The organism is Planktothrix pseudagardhii, from assembly GCF_904830925.1.
In the GTDB taxonomy this organism is placed as follows: domain Bacteria; phylum Cyanobacteriota; class Cyanobacteriia; order Cyanobacteriales; family Microcoleaceae; genus Planktothrix; species Planktothrix tepida.
The window spans coordinates 4,024,863-4,043,241 of record NZ_LR882967.1 but is presented as its reverse complement, the minus strand read 5'-3'; the positions used below and the strand labels follow the sequence as shown (position 1 = coordinate 4,043,241).

Sequence of the window (18,379 nt, the reverse complement as noted above, 5' to 3'; positions counted from 1 at the left end):
CTCTATCTATTGGGTGGGGTACATGGAATGAGCATTCGTCCGCAACGCGCATTCCAAATTCCATTTTCTTTTATATTACACTCCGCAGATGTACCGTCACTGCATCGTACCATCAGTTCATCATCCTCATTAGGATTACTGGATTTTGAACCACAACCACAAAAACTCAGTTCTCCTAACGCTTTAATTGCACGAGATCTTGCTATTGGGCGATCAGCTTTTTCCAATACTTCTGTCAGAAACTCAATTACAAAATCATCGGCTTGACCCATCTTTAATAGACTTTCAGCCGCGACTAAAGCCGACAGAGGAATGTTGATTTTTCCTACATTTTTCATGCTATTTTTCACTTCTTCAATTTCTTGTTTCAGTGCAGCAACAACATTAGTTTTTGGAGAGCGTATGGTAAAGCTGATTTGATCAATTTCCAGATAGGGGATATCGGGATCATGGCGTCGAGCATCCTTTAGAAGCTCTTGCAGTTTTTGGTCAAGTTGCCACTTAATATCTAATTTGTTTAATTTTTGGGTAAGCTGTTCGTTAGACTGAATATCAACAGAAAAATTCATAAATCCCTCCACTGGTTTGATGTTTTGATGTTTTGAAACTGGGTGTGCATATCGAACTTGAGAATTTCGATTTTGTCTTTTTGTTTCCCCTTTTGCTAATTTTTTTGCTGTTTTTACCGCCTCAAACCCATTAACTAAACCGCTCCCTGTTGCCCAATCAAATCCGGGTTTTGCCGAATGTCCTCCCGTCGCAGAATTGCAATTTCCTGCAATTACATCAATGGCGGTCTGTTGTAGAATTTCATTAGCTTGTTGGGGCGATAATTGCGGGTTAACTTGCTTCATCAACGCGCAAATTCCCGCCACTTGGGGGGCTGCGGCGGATGTTCCACTAAAGGCTGCCCAACCATCTTCTGAGGACGTTTCATCCGCGTCAGGGTGTTTAACACCGGGTATACCAAAAACGGCATCTAACGTGCTTCCAGGGGGAACAGGTAAGACAATATAAGCCGCCCTGGGTTTTTTTCCCACTAACCCACAAATATCAGGAACAATTCGCCCCGAATAGATGTTACTGCTAAAACCACTAGCATAATTACTCGCTTCTAACTTGCCATCAGAATTGATATAAACGCCTCCAGCCGCAATCACATCTGGGTGTTGAGAGGGAAATCCCCAATGTCCATTTCCGGCGGAAAAAACAACAATAATTCCTTGATAAACTGCATCGGCAATATTAGCAGTTAAGGCAATATCATAGGCAGATAAAGGCAAATATTGTTTGCTGCTTCCCCAACTACAAGAAATAACATCAGGACGCAAGGAAACCGCTTTTTTAAAGGCTGCAATGGAATTTTTAAAGTTCCATTTTATCATGGTAAAATTGATATCTGGAGCTACAGAAAATAGATTGGCAGATTCTCCGGTTCCATGTCCATTTTCATCGACTTCGGGATTAATACATCCTGCCCCTAAAATAACTTTACCTTGATATCGATTCCGGGCAAAAAAAGGATGACGATACCATCCAGAATCGACCATGACAACGTTAATCCCTTGACCTTTAATTCCTTGGTGATGAGCCGTTACTGCATTGAGTTTTTGGGCAATATCCTGGGGTATTAAATGCCAATAGGACGGATTTGGAGGAGATTCCGAAGGTAAGCCGACATCTGTATAATAAACAGGTTCACTTAAGGCAATTCCTTCAATTAAATCGGATAAAGGACTAGAAGACGGATCAACAAAACCCACCATATCAGTATCGGGAGTATCTAAAAATGTGGCGATACTTTCTAATCCTCCCCCTTTGATAACGGTTTTGTCTTTAGCAATGATTTTTGTTTTAAAAACCCGCTCGTACAGGTCAATAGAACCTGCAATGCTGAGAGTAACTCGTCCGGTTTGTAAAACTTCAAATCCTTCTGCTTGTAGACGCTGAATCGCTAAATTAACCTGTTGAGGATGAGAATAAAATTGATTAATATTCTCATGGGTAATTTGTTCTGAAAATTGGAATAGGGAAACCCCGCCTTGGGAATGGACGGAGGCTTCCGCATACACAATTGATGGTAATTTATTATTTAAGTCATTCATCCCTCTGGGTGCAAATCCAATAATTTGTTTTTAACCTATCATAGATAACTGAGAAATTTAGGATGTCTTAAGAAAAATTCAATATTTGATCAGGACGCTTGATCTTTTTAAGTAACAATAACTAGGGGTATAATCACTAATGTCCCAGCTTAGTTTAGTTTAGTTAAGTTAAATGAAGTAATTTTGTGAAATTTTGCTTAACTTTAGAATTGCTACCAAAATTTACACCTAAAGTCAGAGGTTAAATAGGATAGAGGCTTTTACTGTATTTTGGATGAGTTATAAGGATTCTATGATTGTACAAACGCCTGATTGGGTCAAACACGCGGTATTTTATCAAATTTTTCCCGATCGCTTTGCTCAAGCTGCCATTCCCCGCAAAAAATTGTTAAGTTCTGATCGCTGGGAACAATGGGATTTACCTCCGAGCTTACAAGGATATAAAGGAGGAAATTTATGGGGCGTGATTGAACAATTAGATTATTTACAAGATTTAGGAATTAATGCGATTTATTTTACCCCCATTTTTCAATCCGCTTCTAATCATCGTTACCATACCCATGATTATTATCAAATTGACCCCATCTTAGGTGGAAATCCAGCGTTTGAAGAAATGCTAAAAGCGGCTCACCAACGCAATATTAAAGTTGTTTTAGATGGGGTATTTAATCATGCCAGTCGGGGTTTTTTTCAGTTTCATGATATCTTAGAAAATGGCCCCCATTCTCCTTGGTTAGATTGGTTTAAAATTGAAGGATGGCCGCTATCAGCTTATGATGGGAGTAAACCTGCAAATTATGTAGGTTGGATTGGAAATCGGGCTTTACCTCAATTTAATCATGATAACCCTCAAGTTAGAGAATTTATTATGGAAGTTGCCGAATATTGGGTTGATTTTGGCATTGATGGTTGGCGTTTAGATGTACCCTTTGAAGTGAAAACTCCAGGGTTTTGGAAGGAATTTCGAGAGCGAGTGAAGGCGGTTAATCCAGAGGCTTATATTGTCGGAGAAGTGTGGGGGGATTCCAGAGAATGGTTAGATGGAACCCAATTTGATGGGGTAATGAATTATTTATTTGCAGGCTCAACCATTGCTTTTACCGCAGGCGATCGCGTTAAAATGGAATTAGTCGAAGGCCCTTCTTATTCTCCCTATCCGCCTTTATTTGCAAAAGAATATGGAGAGAAAATTAAAGCGTTATTAGACTTATATCCTTGGGACATTCAACTCACCCAATTGAATTTACTTGATAGTCATGATACAGCCCGATTAATTACGATTGCTGGAGGCGATAAAGTTACGGTTCAATTAGCTACGCTATTATTATTTACTTTTCCCGGTGCACCTAGTATTTATTATGGGGATGAAGTCGGGTTAGAAGGACAGCTTGATCCTGATTCTCGCCGCGCTTTCCCGATGAAAGAATCTTGGCATCAGGATGTTTTAGATTATCATAAAAAACTGATTGCTATTCGTCATCAGTATCAGGCATTACGAATCGGTTCCTACAAAATATTATATGCTGAGGGAATTGTTTATGGGTTTGCCCGGTGTTTAGAAAACGAAGAAGTGATGGTTTGGGTGAATTCAGGAACTGAACCAGCCCATATTCATTGTACTGTTACCGATTTAAAAACCTGTCCGAATCGGTTGATTTATGGAGAAGGGAAAATTAGCTGGAAACCAGAAGATGAACACACAGAATTAGAGGTATACATTCCCCCGCGTCAAGGGATAATTGTAGCGAATTTTTAGAATCTTCGAGGAGAGAAATTCAAGATCAGGGTATGGCAATGCCATGCCCTAGGGTTAGAAAATTACCCTATAATAAAGAATCAACTTTAATTGAATACTTGGTAATTTCATTCTAGCCCATGACCCAGACTCCCCCATCTATGCTTGAAAAAATTAAAGAGATTGCGACTGCTTTAGCACCTCGGTTAATTGAAATTCGTCGCCACATTCATGCACATCCAGAACTCAGTGGTCAAGAATATCAAACCTCTGCTTATGTTGCTGGGGTTTTATCTTCCTGTGGACTTAAAGTTCAAGAAGGGGTAGGAAAAACGGGAGTTATCGGAGAACTCAAGGGAAACACCACCGCTTCCCGTTGGTTTGCGATTCGCACGGATATGGATGCTTTACCGATGACGGAATTAACCGGGTTAGAGTATGCTTCCCGACAGATGGGAGTCATGCACGCCTGCGGACACGACTTGCACACCACCTTGGGGTTAGGAACAGCGATGGTGTTATCTCAGTTAGGTCAGGAGTTCCCTGGAAAGGTGCGGTTTCTGTTTCAACCGGCGGAGGAAATTGCCAAAGGCGCGACCTGGATGGTACATGATAACGTCATGGAGGATGTGGCGGCGATTTTGGGGGTTCATGTCTTCCCCAGTATTCCCGCCGGATGTGTGGGACTGCGCCAAGGTGCGTTAACGGCGGCGGCGGATGATTTGGAATTAACAATTATCGGGGAGTCCGGTCATGGGGCGCGACCTCATGAAGCTAAGGATGCAATTTGGATAGCCGCACAGGTAATTACCATGTTACAACAAGCCATTAGTCGCACCCAAAATCCGTTAAGACCTGTGGTTTTATCTATTGGTCAAATTATGGGGGGACGGGCTCCTAATATTATTGCGGATCAAGTTAAACTATTAGGAACGGTGCGATCGCTTCATCCTGAAACCTACGAAGCTTTACCTAATTGGATTGAACAAATTGTTGCCAATGTCTGTCAAATGTATGGGGCAAATTATGAGTTAAATTATCGTCGGGGCGTTCCTTCGGTGCAAAATGACCCAATATTAACTCAAATTGTAGAAGAAACGGTACGAGAAGCCTTTGGCACTCAAGCTATTATTAATTTACCCGAACCTTCTTTAGGTGCAGAAGATTTTTCCGTCTATTTAGATTATGCACCAGGCATGATGTTTCGGTTGGGTGTCGGACACAAAAAGAAACAAAATTATCCCTTACATCATCCCAAATTTGAAGTCGATGAATCTGCGATTATTACGGGAGTGGTGACATTAGCTTATTCTACTTATAAATATTGTCAGAAACAATTAACAATGGAAAAGAGTTAATCAACAGGTTGACTATTGTAAAGAAATGTAAAGTTTGCGTAACCCTTGGGGGAACTGCCTATAACTCTATAGTTCTTAACGGGATTTGAACAAAGTTCAAGCCCAAACAAGCCCCAAATTGCTTAGATGTAGAGCAAATACATCATGATTCTCTTGGAGCCAAGCGACAAATCGATAAGATATAGCTGTTCTAAAAGCGGATAAAGCATCAGTAAATGTATTTAACGGTTTGTTAGCCCAACGCCGTCTTAATCCGCCAGTTAACTGTTGCCAAATAATGAAACTGTAGGCACAAAAAACTAAGATTAGATGCCGATGAAGGCTTTTAAGACTTCGAGTCTGATATTCTTGATGCAATTGGTGATAAACCACGCAAAGCTGCATTATTTGACATCTGAGTTAAGTTTTTTCGTTCACTTTCGCCCAATAATCCTCCTAAATAGTGCCTAAATCCTTTTTTTTGAGATGGATTCCTGAATACCAAATCGAACCTAGCGCACCATTTCTCAAAGCACGGTGGCATAGCAGAGGGAGTGGTTTCTTTCATGGCAGCTTCCCAACGTAGAATACTTACCCTATCGATATTATAGACGTTTTATTTCTTTTTTTCTGTTTAAGTACCGATAATGAACCCAATTATTAATTATAAAAAATACCCAAGTTTTGGGTAGGGGCGAGGCGCGCCTCGCCCCTACACTGAATTGGATTTTCAGACTGATGTACAACTGATTTAAACTTACTATCAAAAATCAGTGAACTTTAAGAATTAAGACTCACCTGATGTTGACGATTTCGCACTTCTAAATAAATCAATAACGCATTAATATCAGCAGGATTCACCCCGCCAATTCTCGACGCTTGACCCACCGTTAATGGTTTAACTTTCATTAACTTTTCTCGCGCCTCCATAGACAAAGTTTCAATTTTCATATAGTCTAAATCTTCAGGTAATGCCCGATTTGATTGGCGACTAACTTGGTCAATTTGGTTTTGTTGGCGTTGCAGATACCCTGAATATTTAATCTCGATTTCTGTTCCTTCTTTTTCCAGTTGATTAAGATTAATATTGCCTAAATTATACTTTTCTAAATCAACGTAATGGAACCCTGGCCGACGCAATAAATCTGCTAAGGTAATTGACCCTTTAATTTTTTGTTGGGTGTCATTAAAAATCGCAATTCCCACCGGATGATTTTCCTTAATTCGAGTCGAGTATAACCGCTCTTTTTCAGCAATAATATTTTCTTGTTTCTGTTGAAATAACTCCCAACGACGGTCATCAATTAACCCAATTTCTCGACCCAACGGCGTTAACCGTTCATCCGCATTATCAGACCGTAATAATAACCGATATTCAGACCGACTTGTTAACATTCGATAGGGTTCTCGCAAATCTTTGGTACACAAATCATCAATTAACGTTCCGATATAACTTTGTTCACGGGAAAATACAATCATTTGTTGATGTTTGACAAATCGCACCGCATTAATTCCGGCTACAAAACCTTGCGCTGCCGCTTCTTCATAGCCCGTTGTGCCATTAATTTGTCCCGCACAAAATAGCCCCTCAATTTTCTTCGTCATCAACGTGGGATAACATTGAGTGGCGGGTAAATAATCATATTCCACCGCATAAGCCGGACGCAACATTGCACAATTTTCTAACCCCGGAAGACTTCTTAACATTTGCAATTGCAACGTTTCTGGTAAACCTGTCGAAAATCCTTGAATATACAACTCAGGAATATCTCGACCTTCCGGTTCTATAAAAATCTGATGACTTTCTTTATCCGCAAACCGAACAATTTTATCTTCAATACTCGGACAATAACGGGGGCCCTTCGCATCTACCCAACCGCCATAAACCGGAGATAAATGCAAATTTTCTCGAATAATTCTATGGGTTTCGGCTGTAGTTCGAGTCAAATGACAACACATTTGTTCCCGTTCAATTTGAACTTCTGGGTCAAAACTAAACCACCGCACTTCTGTATCTCCGGGTTGGGGTTCTAACTGAGAATAATCTACAGACCGTTTATCCACTCGCGCCGGAGTTCCAGTTTTTAATCGTCCCGTTTCAAACCCTAAACGGTTGAGGGTTTCTGTTAACCCAATAGCCGCAAATTCTCCCGCTCGTCCAGCCGCCATTGATTTATTACCAACCCAAATTATTCCACCTAAAAATGTACCCGTTGTTAAAATTACCGCTTGGCATTTAAAGGCAACTCCAAAATAAGTTTGTACTCCAATAATTTCCTCATTTTTACCTAAAATTAAATCCGTCACCATCCCTTCTCGGACGGTCAAATTATCCTGATTTTCAATAATAGTTTTCATCACGGCGGCGTATTCCCGTTTATCGGTTTGCGCCCGTAACGCCCACACCGCAGGGCCACGAGAAATATTCAGCACTCGTTTTTGCAAATAGGTACGGTCAGCCATTTTGCCAATTTCCCCCCCCAAAGCATCCACTTCATGGACGAGTTGGGACTTAGCAGGGCCTCCGACAGCCGGGTTACAGGGTTGCCAAGCGATTTTATCCAAATTTAAGGTTAACAGCAGGGTACGGCATCCCAACCGCGCGGAAGCCAGCGCTGCTTCACAGCCGGAATGTCCAGCACCGACAACAACAATGTCAAATTCATCTAAAAATTCTACTGAAGATGTTAGGGTCATAGGTTAGTTTAAGGTTTTATAGACTTATTTTTTGATTTTAGCGGTTAAAATTAATATCATCATAATATCCCGTTTCTGTATTTACATAAATACAGCTTATTAAACCAATTTCTCCAATCACTCGATGTTCATTGCCACGCTTATTGACGAGCGAAGTTGGTTAGAGTATAGTTGATTTGGCTACTCATAAGAAATCAATATAAAATCCATATGAAAGTTAACTATTAAGAAAAAATTGATTTAACATCAGAAAAATTATCAACTTTACTGATGGCATCTAACTGAAACAAAGTAAATATTAGGCTTAGAAATTAATGTCTCTATTTAGATTTTTAAAGACCCTTATGAATGGGGGCAAAAGAAGAATTTCAAAAGGTCATTTTGCTATTGGAATAATGATATAGCACTTCCAAATGAGTTATAATAAATGTAAGGTTAGCAATAATCCCCCAAAGCTGGCAACGGAAAATGAATATAATCGACGAAATAGACGATTTTATCAATCAGACAAAAGATCCTAGAGAAATTAAAAGAGCGATCGCTGTCAAACTCAAATTACAAGGTAAAGCCTACCGGGAAATTCAAGACTTATTACAAGTTTCTCAAGGATTTATTAGCCAATGGAAAAATCGGGTGCTTGTGGAAGGAGTAGACAGTTTAAAACTTCAATATAAAGGAAGGAAAGGTTATCTAAGCCCTGAAGACAAACAGAAAATTATTGAAGAATTAAGGGAAAGAGATTGGTTAAGATTGTCTGATTTACAAGTTTTGTTAGAAAGGGAGTATGGAGTCGTGTTTCAATCCCATCAAAGTTATTATAGCTTGCTGGAAGAGGCTCGCATCAGTTGGAAAAAAAGCCAAAAAAAGAATCCGGCTAAAAATGAGCAGTTAGTCCAAGAGAAAAAGGAAGAAATTGAAAAAAAGTTAGCGAGTTGGAAAGAGGAAATAGGGGCGGGAAAGCTGACAGTGTTTATGATTGATGAATGTCATCTTCTTTGGGGAGATATTTTAGGGTATGTTTGGGGAAGGACGGATCGAAGAATAGAAATTCCCATCAAAAATCAAAAAGAAAGGCAAACTTATTATGGAGCTTTAGATTACCAAACGAAAGAATTTATTATCAAAGGTTATGCGGCGGGCAATACAGAAAATACCGTAGACTTTCTCCAGTATTTACAACAGCAAAATCCGGGGAAAAGGTTGGCTATAGTCTGGGACAATGCCACTTATCATTGTTCTCAAAACTTTCGAGATTACTTAACTCAAGTTAATCAAAATTTATCGGAAGAAGAATGGCGGATTACTTGTGTAAATTTTGCTCCTAATGCGCCGGAGCAAAATCCGGTTGAAGATATTTGGTTACAAACCAAAAATTTCGTGAGAAAATTCTATCATTTATGCCCATCTTTTAAAGTAGTTAAGTGGCTATTTGAGTTTTTTGCTCAGGGGCAAATTTTTGATTTTCCCAAGCTTTTTATGTACGGGATTTTGCCACAACCTATTTAGGATTGCTATAGCAATTTTCTTCATTATTTGTTTTACGTTTAGACTAATCCCAGACCCCTATGGAGACAGAGCGGTTTTTGTTTCTGTAGCTGAGTATCTACTCTCAGGACATCGACTTTATATCGACATTTATGATAATAAAGACCCTTTGTTCTTCTATGCTGTGTCAATGCAGCGATTGCTCGGAGTGGCAGGTGAATACCTATTTGAGTTGGTAATGGTAATCATAGCCGCAGTATCCGCCTATGACATATCGAGAATTGTTGATCACACTGGCACAAAGCATAAAATACTTCTGCTGATTGCAGTACCTCTTCTTGTTACGGGGGCTTTTTGGATGCCAGGAATGACACATCTGCCCGCTACAGCATTAAGCTTATTGGCATGCGCTCTTTTTTTCAGAAAAAAAATGGTATTTGCTGGAGGATGTATAGGATTAGTGGCATATATGAAATTGATCATGTTTCCTCTACCTGCCATCTTTTGCCTTACTCATGAAGTTATTTTGTGGGATAAAAAAAATAGCCGAGAACATTTCAATCGAATGGTCATCGGATTCACTTCTGTTTCCATAATGATGATCATAATACTTCTCACTAGGCATGAGTTACTTGGCTATATACAAACTCAGCAAAATAACTTTTTATATTCCAACAGTGTGCTAGTAGACAATAGTAACCTAGGAAATTCTTTTGCTTCGCATCTTCGATCAATCTTCCTGCTATCTGGTGGGTCGTTACGCATAGGACTCTCAATAATAGCAATCATAAGCTTTTCTGGATATATTGCAACTCAACCCACGGTCGAGAAGAAGAGCAAGTCTTTTTTGATTAGCACACTCGCTACATACATCATTTCAATAATAATATTGGGGTTGACAGGTATATGGTCTCATCACCTGCAGCTAATATACTTCTCGCAAACTCTTATATTAATTTACATAGCAATAAACTTTAAGCCAAAGAAAGCCTTTATTAATTCATCATTTGGAATTGCATTTGTAGTTTTGGCAATCCTACTCAGTGGGACACTTCGCTTGACTCACTATGTTGTCTCCCCACAGGAAATAATAACAAAGATTTCATCCTTAACTCAAGAGCCACCTCAAACCAGAGCTTTCAGGGCTATATATCCAAATGGAGCAGCATTTGCGCGGCTTGGTCTAAACACTTATATAATACCATATGGAGCCGCCAACGATAAACTCCTGTGCCCAGACTTTGCTCAGTATCCTTTCTATTCTCGCGAAAGATTGGATAATATTCTTACTTGCATCAAAACGTCACCGACACTCATCGTTGATGAGTCATTTTCGCTTCATCACAGCAGAGTTTCCGTGTTGCCAAGAGATGCGGAGAGAAAAATTATAATGGAGAATTGGAATAATTTCGTGACAGAGGGAGAAAAGATAATTACCACTCAGTATTCTTGCAAAAAGCTAGGGACTGTTAGAATATGCAATACCGATAAAATTAAGCTCATCCCCTTTGTGTCTTTGTAGTTTCTTCTACAGTTAAAAACTCCGTTTCTAAGGTTGGTTGTTTTTTGAGGTGAGATGTTGGGTAATTAATTCAGCCGCTAAACGATTTCCGGCGATATTCCAGTGGGTATCATTGGGTTTATAGAGGCGGGTTTGTTGAGAAGAAGCCTTAAAATAAGGTAATAAATCCAAATAATCAATATTAGCTTGCTGTAACTGTTCTGTTAACATTCGGTTGGGAAGTTCAAAGTCTAATAAATTCTCATTCTTAGGATCAAACACTTGTTTGACTTGTTGTTGAAGTTGGGAATTGACTTGAACTTCATCGGGAATGATCACAACGGTTAAGGGGAGCTTTTGAGAATCACAAATTTGTTTAATTTTTAGTAAATCTTGTACCGCATCCTCTACAAAGCTTTTAAAAATACTATCCGCAGGGTTTCTAACAAACATATTACTTTTATTAACCGTATCTTGGAGATATTTTTGGTTATTAAATGTGGGTTGATTATCGTTATATTTAACCGACGTTGGATTGAGAACTTTTCCTTTATAATTACTTTGAATTTTAATTAAAGATTTAATTAAAGCAATCACATAGGATTTTTCCTCAGTTCTAAGGTTAGCGGTCAAGGAATTATCTAAAAAATCATTGCCAATATAGAAAAATACCATCACTTTATCGGGATTAAGTTTTAATCCTTCATTGACTAAAATTGATAAATAATCTCTTGGCCCCATTCCGGGTATTCCCATATTAATCACTTCTGTTTTTTGACCAGACTGGTTTAAGTTTTCCTCTAAAAGCGTCAAATAATTATATTGATAGGGAACCACGCCATAAGCAAAGGAATCTCCTATCCCTAAAATTCGATAGGTTCCCGCAGGTTTTTCAACGGTAAATTCAACATCTTTAAAGCCTTGGGAATTTAACTTAAAGTCATAGTCGGGGGCGTTAGGTTTTCCACGAAACCGATTATAGGATGAATCATAAAACACAAAACTGGGATTGATTTTATTATAAATTCTTAAGGTAATTTCGGACATTACAAAGGTAATTAAGGCAATTAAGGCGGTTTGTCCGAGAATTTTACTAAAAGCTTTGAGTTTAAGTTTTTGCATTTTAAATTTTGTTTGAGGAAGGAGGTAGACGTTTAAAAAATTGTTGAGTTTTTTCTAATAACTGATTAAAGAGGATATCCGCAGCTAATTGATTTCCGGCTGTATTCCAGTGAGGTTCCTGTAATAGATATAAGAGACGCTGTTTTTGTTCCGCTTGAAATTGAGGTAAGAAATCAAGATAAGCAATTTGTTGTGTTTTAAGATAAGGAATCAGAAGATTCTGCATACAGGTTGGATCATAATTTGCTAAGTTTAATTTATGGGTTTGGGTAATTTGGGTTAATAAATTTGGGTTGACTTGGAATTCATCAGGATAAATGGCAACGATAAATTGAATATTTTGCTGTTTTAACAGCTGGTTCATTTCATCAATGCTTTGGAAAATATAGTTAATATTATCATTCCAGACACCCTTTTGCAAATCTTTGCGTTTACAAAAGTCTAAGCGAGTTTTTTCAGTATCCAGAAAGGTTTCTAACGATAAAATACCCGGAGATTTTTCTGGGAGAGATGAATTAGAAACGAGTTGGAATTGATAGGGGGAGGAAGATGGAATAACGGAGTGTTGTTTTGCTTTGGTGGCTTCTTGAAAAATTTTATATTTTTGTTGAAGAAACAGAAGGAAACGAGATTGATTAATAATGGGATAACCGAAGATTTTTACTTCTTTGCGTTTATCAATATCAATATAAATATCATTAACAATAATGCGTTTTCGGTTGGGGTCAGCATCAATAAAATCATTGCCGACAAAAAACCCTAACACGACTAAATCAGGATGATATTGTAAAGCATATTTTTTTAATAAGGCTAACTGTTCCCCGGTATGAGTTCCGGGGTATCCAGCATTAATCACTTCAACGTTAGGTTTTTGATAATAGCGTTCAAATTGTTTTTCTAATAACGCTGTATAATTTCCTTCCTTTCCTCCCGCCCAGTTAAAAGAATCACTGAGAATTAAAATTCGATAGTTTTCAGGTTGTTTTTGTAGGGGATAATCTCGATCATTAAAGCCAAATTGATTGTTTCCATTAGCATAGGGACGAATTTTGAAGCCTAAATCTGGATCGTATTGATATAGCCCTTGGGATAAATAAGGTTCGAGGACAATCATTAACAATTCCACAAGAAATAATGGTAAAATTGTCCAACAAAATAACAATAGTAAGCTTTGGCGTAGGGATTTTAAACGCAATTGGGAGAACTTTTTAAACATGAATCAAAAGGAAACGGAAATGAGCGATCACAAATATCCTAAACCTAGTCTGTTAGGTTTAAGCTTCTTCGGGTTCAATATCAGAAGCGGGGTTATTTTCAGGGGAAGATAAAGGTACAATTAACACTTTATCGACTCGGTTTCCATCCATATCCATAACTTCAATACGGAGATTTTGCCATTCAAAATGATCCGCCGCTGCCGGAATACGACCTAACTGGGTAATCACAAACCCCCCAACGGTGTGATAATTTCCTTCTGATTCTTCTAATAAATGTTCTAAACCAAATAGCTCAAAAAATTCCTCAACGGGTAACATCCCATCCAACAACCAAGACCCATCTTCTCGTTGAACTTTCTGCGGTTCTTCTGGGTTTTCCCAAGACGGAATATCCCCGACTAATTCCATTAAAATATCATTTAAGGTGACTAATCCTTGAATCACCCCATATTCATCGACCACCAACGCAAAATGGGTTTCTCCCTGTTTAAATAATTCTAAAATTTTTAAAACCGATGTGGTTTCTGGTACAAATAAAGGGCGGCGTAAATTAGCCGTTAAATCTAAGGGTTGACCCGATAAAGCTTGGGTTAATAAATCCGTGACTTTAATAAACCCGACAACATGATCTAAATCTTCTTGACAAACCAAAATCCGAGTATAAGAACTTTCGGAAATACTTTGACGATTTTCTTCAACCGGATCATCAATATCAATCCAAAAAATATCCGGGCGAGGGGTCATTAAGGTTCGCACTTGGCGATCGCCTAATTCAAACACCCGTCCGACAATATTTTGTTCCGTTTCCTCAACAATTCCTGATTTTGTTCCTTGTTCAATCAGAATTTTAATTTCTTCTTCGGTGACTTCCGGCTCTGTCGAGGTATGACTGCCTAAAAACCGAACAATTAATTCTGTAGACGCACTCAACAAATGAACAATAGGGGAACTAACGCGAGATAACCAACGCATAGGAATAGAAACCGTAGTTGCGATTAATTCAGGAGAATTCAGAGCCAACCGTTTCGGAACTAATTCCCCTACAATTAATGATAAATAGGTAATCGTAATTACAACAACGGTAAAACTAATGGCATTACTGTAAGGGGCTAAAATTGGAATTTGCTTGAGTTGGGTATCTAATCGAGCCGAAATTGCCGCCCCTCCAAAGGCACCTGCTAAAATTCCAATTAAGGTAATTCCCACTTGCACCGTTGAGAGGAAACGATTTGGAGAGTTTGCTAATTCTAAAGCGACTTTTGCTTTTTTATTGCCTTGATTGGCTAATTGTTGTAACCGCACTTTACGCGAAGAAACAATCGCCATTTCGGACATCGCAAAAACCCCATTGGCGAGAATCAGCAGAACAACAATCAAAATTTCTTGGAACACAGATGACATTTTTGGGTCAGGATAGAACGATAAAAGATAAGAATAACCGATCACATCTCAATGTGATGATTCTAAACCCCAAAGGTCAGATTGTGTCATCTGTGTTTAGACGGGAAAATAATCTAACTTCTTTCGAGATCGAATCTTCTGGAATTCCTTAAAATATGAGAACGACTGTTGTAGAGATGCGCCACGGCCCGTCTCTACCCAGGCCATGATCTGTTCCCTGTTCCCTGTTCCCTCCTCTATATGACGTTTTCCTCTATCGTGCGTGCATTGGGGCGATCGCCGTTAACGGCTGAACTCCTGACCAAACTTAACAAATTTCAAGCCCTCTACCTCAACGGTATGCCTCGCATTCCCAAGGGGTTAGTTGCGTCCACCTTAGCGCAGGAGTCGGGATTAAATTTATTCGTCGTCACCGCCACCTTAGAGGAAGCCGGACGCTGGGCGGCGCAACTGGAGGCTATGGGATGGACAACGGTTCACTTTTACCCCACGTCGGAAGCCTCCCCCTACGAGTCGGTGTCTTCTGAAGAAATGACCTGGGGACAAATGCAAGTTTTAGCCGACTTAGCAGGACGTTTAAAAAACCCTGGTTCTCCCGTTGCGGTGGTCGCCACAGAACGCAGTTTACAACCCCATTTACCCCCCGTTAACGTCTTTCAACCTTATTGTTTAACGCTGTATCGGGGAATGACGTTTGAAGGAAAAACCCTGGATCAACAGTTGGCTAAATTAGGCTATGAACGGGTAGCCACCGTCGAAACCGAAGGACAATGGAGTCGGCGAGGGGATATTGTCGATATTTTTCCCGTCGCCTCGGAATTACCCGTGCGTTTAGAATGGTTTGGAGATGAATTAGAACAACTTCGAGAACTCGATCCCACCACCCAACGATCATTAGATAAAATCGAAAGTTTGATTCTCACCCCAACGAATTTTGATGTCATGATTCAGGGGAATTTACCGGAAGCAGAAACCTTAATTACAGAAGTGATTCCCCCAACTCCGACACCGGAATTTCAACTGGATAATACTAATTATAAACCCCCCAAATCCTATCATCCTTTATTAGGATTAGCCTTTGAAACTCCGGCTTCGTTATTAGATTATTTAACCGATACTACCTTAATTGTTATTGATGAACCGGATCAATGTTGTGCCCATAGCGATCGCTGGTTAGAACATATTGAAGAACAATGGCAAACGTTACCTGAAAAACTGCCGAAAATTCACCGTTCTTTTATAGATGCTCTCCAAAAAATTGAAGGGTTTGACAAATTATATTTATCTGAATTAGCAGATTATCAACCCACTCTAATTAATATTGCTGATGTTCCTAGTTTAAATTTATCTTCCCGTCCCGTACCTGCCACTCCCCATCAATTTGCCAAACTCGCTGAACTCATTCGTCACGAACGACAACGACATTTTGCTATTTTTCTCGTTTCTGCTCAACCTAGTCGATCCGTTGCACTGTTATCCGAACATGATTGTCCGTCTAAATTTATTCCTAACCCCCGTGATTATCCGGCTATTGATAACTTAATTAAAAATACCCCCGTCGCCTTAAAATATACCGGACTAGCAGAATTAGAAGGGTTTGTTTTACCGACATTTCGATTAGTTTTAATCACCGATCGAGAATTTTATGGGCAACATTCCCTCGCCACTCCCAGTTATATTAGAAAGCGGCGTCGGGCGACCTCCAAACAAGTTGACCTAAATAAACTAAGACCCGGTGATTTTGTCGTTCATCGTCAACATGGGGTGGGAAAATTTATTAAATTAGAAAGTTTAGTGATTAATCATGAAACCCGTGAATATTTAGTATTACAATATGAAGATGGAACCCTACGGGTTGCGGCCGATCAAGTCGGAAGTTTATCGCGGTTTAGAAGTGCGGGAGGGAAAGTTCCTCAACTGAATAAACTCACCGGACAAGCGTGGGAAAAAACCAAGGAAAAAGTCAAAAAATCCTTAAAGAAATTAGCCGTTGATTTATTGAAATTATACGCCCAACGTGCCCAACAAACGGGTTATGCCTTTCCTGAAGATATGCCTTGGCAACAGGAACTTGAAGATTCCTTTTCCTATCAACCCACACCGGATCAAATTAAATCCACCCAAGACGTTAAATGGGATATGGAAAGCGATCGCCCGATGGATCGTTTAGTTTGTGGAGATGTGGGATTTGGCAAAACTGAAGTGGCAATTCGAGCTATTTTTAAAGCAGCGACGGCTGGAAAACAAGTGGCATTATTAGCCCCGACAACAATTTTAACTCAACAACATTATCATACCTTAAAAGAACGATTTGCCCCCTATCCCATTGAAGTTGCTTTACTGAATCGTTTTCGGACAACAGCAGAAAAACAAGAAATTTTAAAACGATTAGCAACCGGGGAAATTGATGTGATTGTCGGAACCCAAGCGTTACTTGGAAAAGGCGTTCATTTTAAAGATTTAGGGTTATTAGTGGTGGATGAAGAACAACGATTTGGTGTTAATCAAAAAGAAAAAATCAAAACCTTAAAAACCCATGTGGATGTGTTAACATTAACTGCAACTCCCATTCCTCGAACGTTATATATGGCATTATCGGGAATTCGAGAAATGAGTTTAATTACAACTCCACCTCCCTCCCGTCGCCCCATCCAAACCCATTTAGCACCGTTAAATTTAGAAACCGTAAGAACCGCTATTCGTCAAGAATTAGACCGAGGCGGACAGGTGTTTTATGTTGTGCCTAGAATTGAAGGAATTGAAGAAAAATCTGCCCAAATTCGAGAGATGATTCCTGGGGTCAGATTAGCGATCGCTCACGGACAAATTGATGCCTCTGAATTAGAATCGATTATGTTAACTTTTAGTTCTGGGGAAGCGGATGTTTTAGTGTGTACCACGATTATTGAATCCGGGTTAGATATTCCCAGAGTTAATACCATTTTAGTTGAAGATGCTCACCGTTTCGGGTTAGCTCAATTGTATCAATTAAGAGGTCGGGTTGGACGTTCAGGAGTACAAGCTCACGCCTGGTTATTCTATCCCACCACCGCCGATGGACGGGTTAATTTAACTGATGATGCTCGTAAAAGATTAAGAGCGATTCAAGAATTTGCTCAGTTAGGATCGGGTTATCAATTAGCGATGCGAGATTTAGAAATTCGGGGTGCGGGTGATATTTTAGGGGCAGAACAATCCGGTCAAATGGATGTGGTGGGGTTTGATCTTTATAGTGAAATGTTACAGGAAGCCATTCAAGAAGTCAAAGGTCAAGAAATCCCGCAGGTTGATGATACTCAAATTGACTTAAGTTTAACTGCCTTTATTCCTTCCGATTATATCCCTGATTTAGATCAAAAAGTCAGTGCCTATCGCTCAGTAGCGGCTTGTCAAAGTCGAGATGAATTATCTCGAATTCAAGAAGATTGGTGCGATCGTTATGGCCCTATTCCTACCCCAGCACGTCAATTAATTAGAATTATGGAACTTAAACAAATTGCCAAGAAATTAGGCTTTTCTCGCATTAAACCCGACGGTCAACAACATATCTTATTAGAAACTCCAATGGAAGAACCCGCCTGGAATTTATTAAAAGCGAATTTAGCGGAACATTTACACAGTCGGTTTGTGTATAGTAAAGGTAAAGTTACTGTTCGGGGATTAGCCGCCGTCAGCGCCGATAAGCAGTTAGAATCTTTGGTAAGTTGGTTGGCTCAAATGCAAACCGCTTTACCAGAGAATTCTGTTGTTTAGAACTTGACGTTTTAAGGGAATTATAA

General features: G+C 39.4%; 10 protein-coding genes and 2 pseudogenes. 5 read left to right on the top strand and 7 right to left on the bottom strand.

Annotated features, from left to right (window positions below):
* Positions 1–2: 2 nt before the first annotated feature.
* Positions 3–2,105 (bottom strand): S8 family serine peptidase, encoded by a 2,103-nt coding sequence (locus NMK36_RS17185; RefSeq protein WP_072719517.1) that lies wholly within the window; start codon positions 2,103–2,105, stop codon positions 3–5.
* 292 nt (positions 2,106–2,397) lie between these two features.
* Here NMK36_RS17185 and NMK36_RS17180 point away from each other — a divergent pair, with 292 nt between their 5' ends.
* Entirely contained in the window at positions 2,398–3,861 is a 1,464-nt protein-coding gene (locus NMK36_RS17180; RefSeq protein WP_254174243.1) for a glycoside hydrolase family 13 protein, read from the top strand.
* Positions 3,862–4,001: 140 nt separating this feature from the next.
* Positions 4,002–5,198, top strand: a complete 1,197-nt coding sequence (locus NMK36_RS17175; RefSeq protein WP_254174242.1) for a M20 family metallopeptidase — start codon at positions 4,002–4,004, stop codon at positions 5,196–5,198.
* A gap of 96 nt (positions 5,199–5,294) precedes the next feature.
* Here NMK36_RS17175 and NMK36_RS29135 read toward each other — a convergent pair.
* The 3 genes and pseudogenes from NMK36_RS29135 to mnmG all read right to left on the bottom strand — a co-directional run.
* Positions 5,295–5,549: pseudogene (locus NMK36_RS29135) on the bottom strand (IS701 family transposase); the annotation flags it as partial.
* A pseudogene (locus NMK36_RS29130) lies at positions 5,550–5,745 on the bottom strand (IS701 family transposase); the annotation flags it as partial.
* Between the two features lie 212 nt (positions 5,746–5,957).
* Positions 5,958–7,874, bottom strand: a complete 1,917-nt coding sequence (gene mnmG, locus NMK36_RS17165) for a tRNA uridine-5-carboxymethylaminomethyl(34) synthesis enzyme MnmG (RefSeq protein WP_254174241.1) — start codon at positions 7,872–7,874, stop codon at positions 5,958–5,960.
* 468 nt (positions 7,875–8,342) lie between these two features.
* Here mnmG and NMK36_RS17160 point away from each other — a divergent pair, with 468 nt between their 5' ends.
* Positions 8,343–9,380: an IS630 family transposase gene (locus NMK36_RS17160; RefSeq protein WP_072718165.1), complete on the top strand. Its 1,038-nt coding sequence runs from the start codon at positions 8,343–8,345 to the stop codon at positions 9,378–9,380.
* Between the two features lie 169 nt (positions 9,381–9,549).
* The gene (locus NMK36_RS17155) at positions 9,550–10,881 is read left to right on the top strand and encodes a hypothetical protein (RefSeq protein ID WP_254174240.1); all 1,332 of its coding nucleotides are present in this window, start codon (positions 9,550–9,552) and stop codon (positions 10,879–10,881) included.
* A gap of 27 nt (positions 10,882–10,908) precedes the next feature.
* Here NMK36_RS17155 and NMK36_RS17150 read toward each other — a convergent pair whose 3' ends face one another.
* From NMK36_RS17150 to NMK36_RS17140, 3 genes are read right to left on the bottom strand one after another with little or no spacing between them, the layout of a single operon-like run.
* The gene (locus tag NMK36_RS17150) at positions 10,909–11,982 is read right to left on the bottom strand and encodes an SGNH/GDSL hydrolase family protein (protein WP_072719512.1); all 1,074 of its coding nucleotides are present in this window, start codon (positions 11,980–11,982) and stop codon (positions 10,909–10,911) included.
* Between the two features lies 1 nt (position 11,983).
* Positions 11,984–13,198 (bottom strand): alginate O-acetyltransferase AlgX-related protein, encoded by a 1,215-nt coding sequence (locus NMK36_RS17145; RefSeq protein WP_072719511.1) that lies wholly within the window; start codon positions 13,196–13,198, stop codon positions 11,984–11,986.
* Between the two features lie 58 nt (positions 13,199–13,256).
* Positions 13,257–14,600 (bottom strand): hemolysin family protein, encoded by a 1,344-nt coding sequence (locus NMK36_RS17140; protein WP_254174239.1) that lies wholly within the window; start codon positions 14,598–14,600, stop codon positions 13,257–13,259.
* Between the two features lie 240 nt (positions 14,601–14,840).
* Here NMK36_RS17140 and mfd point away from each other — a divergent pair, with 240 nt between their 5' ends.
* Positions 14,841–18,353: a transcription-repair coupling factor gene (gene mfd, locus NMK36_RS17135; protein ID WP_072719509.1), complete on the top strand. Its 3,513-nt coding sequence runs from the start codon at positions 14,841–14,843 to the stop codon at positions 18,351–18,353.
* Positions 18,354–18,379: the final 26 nt, after the last annotated feature.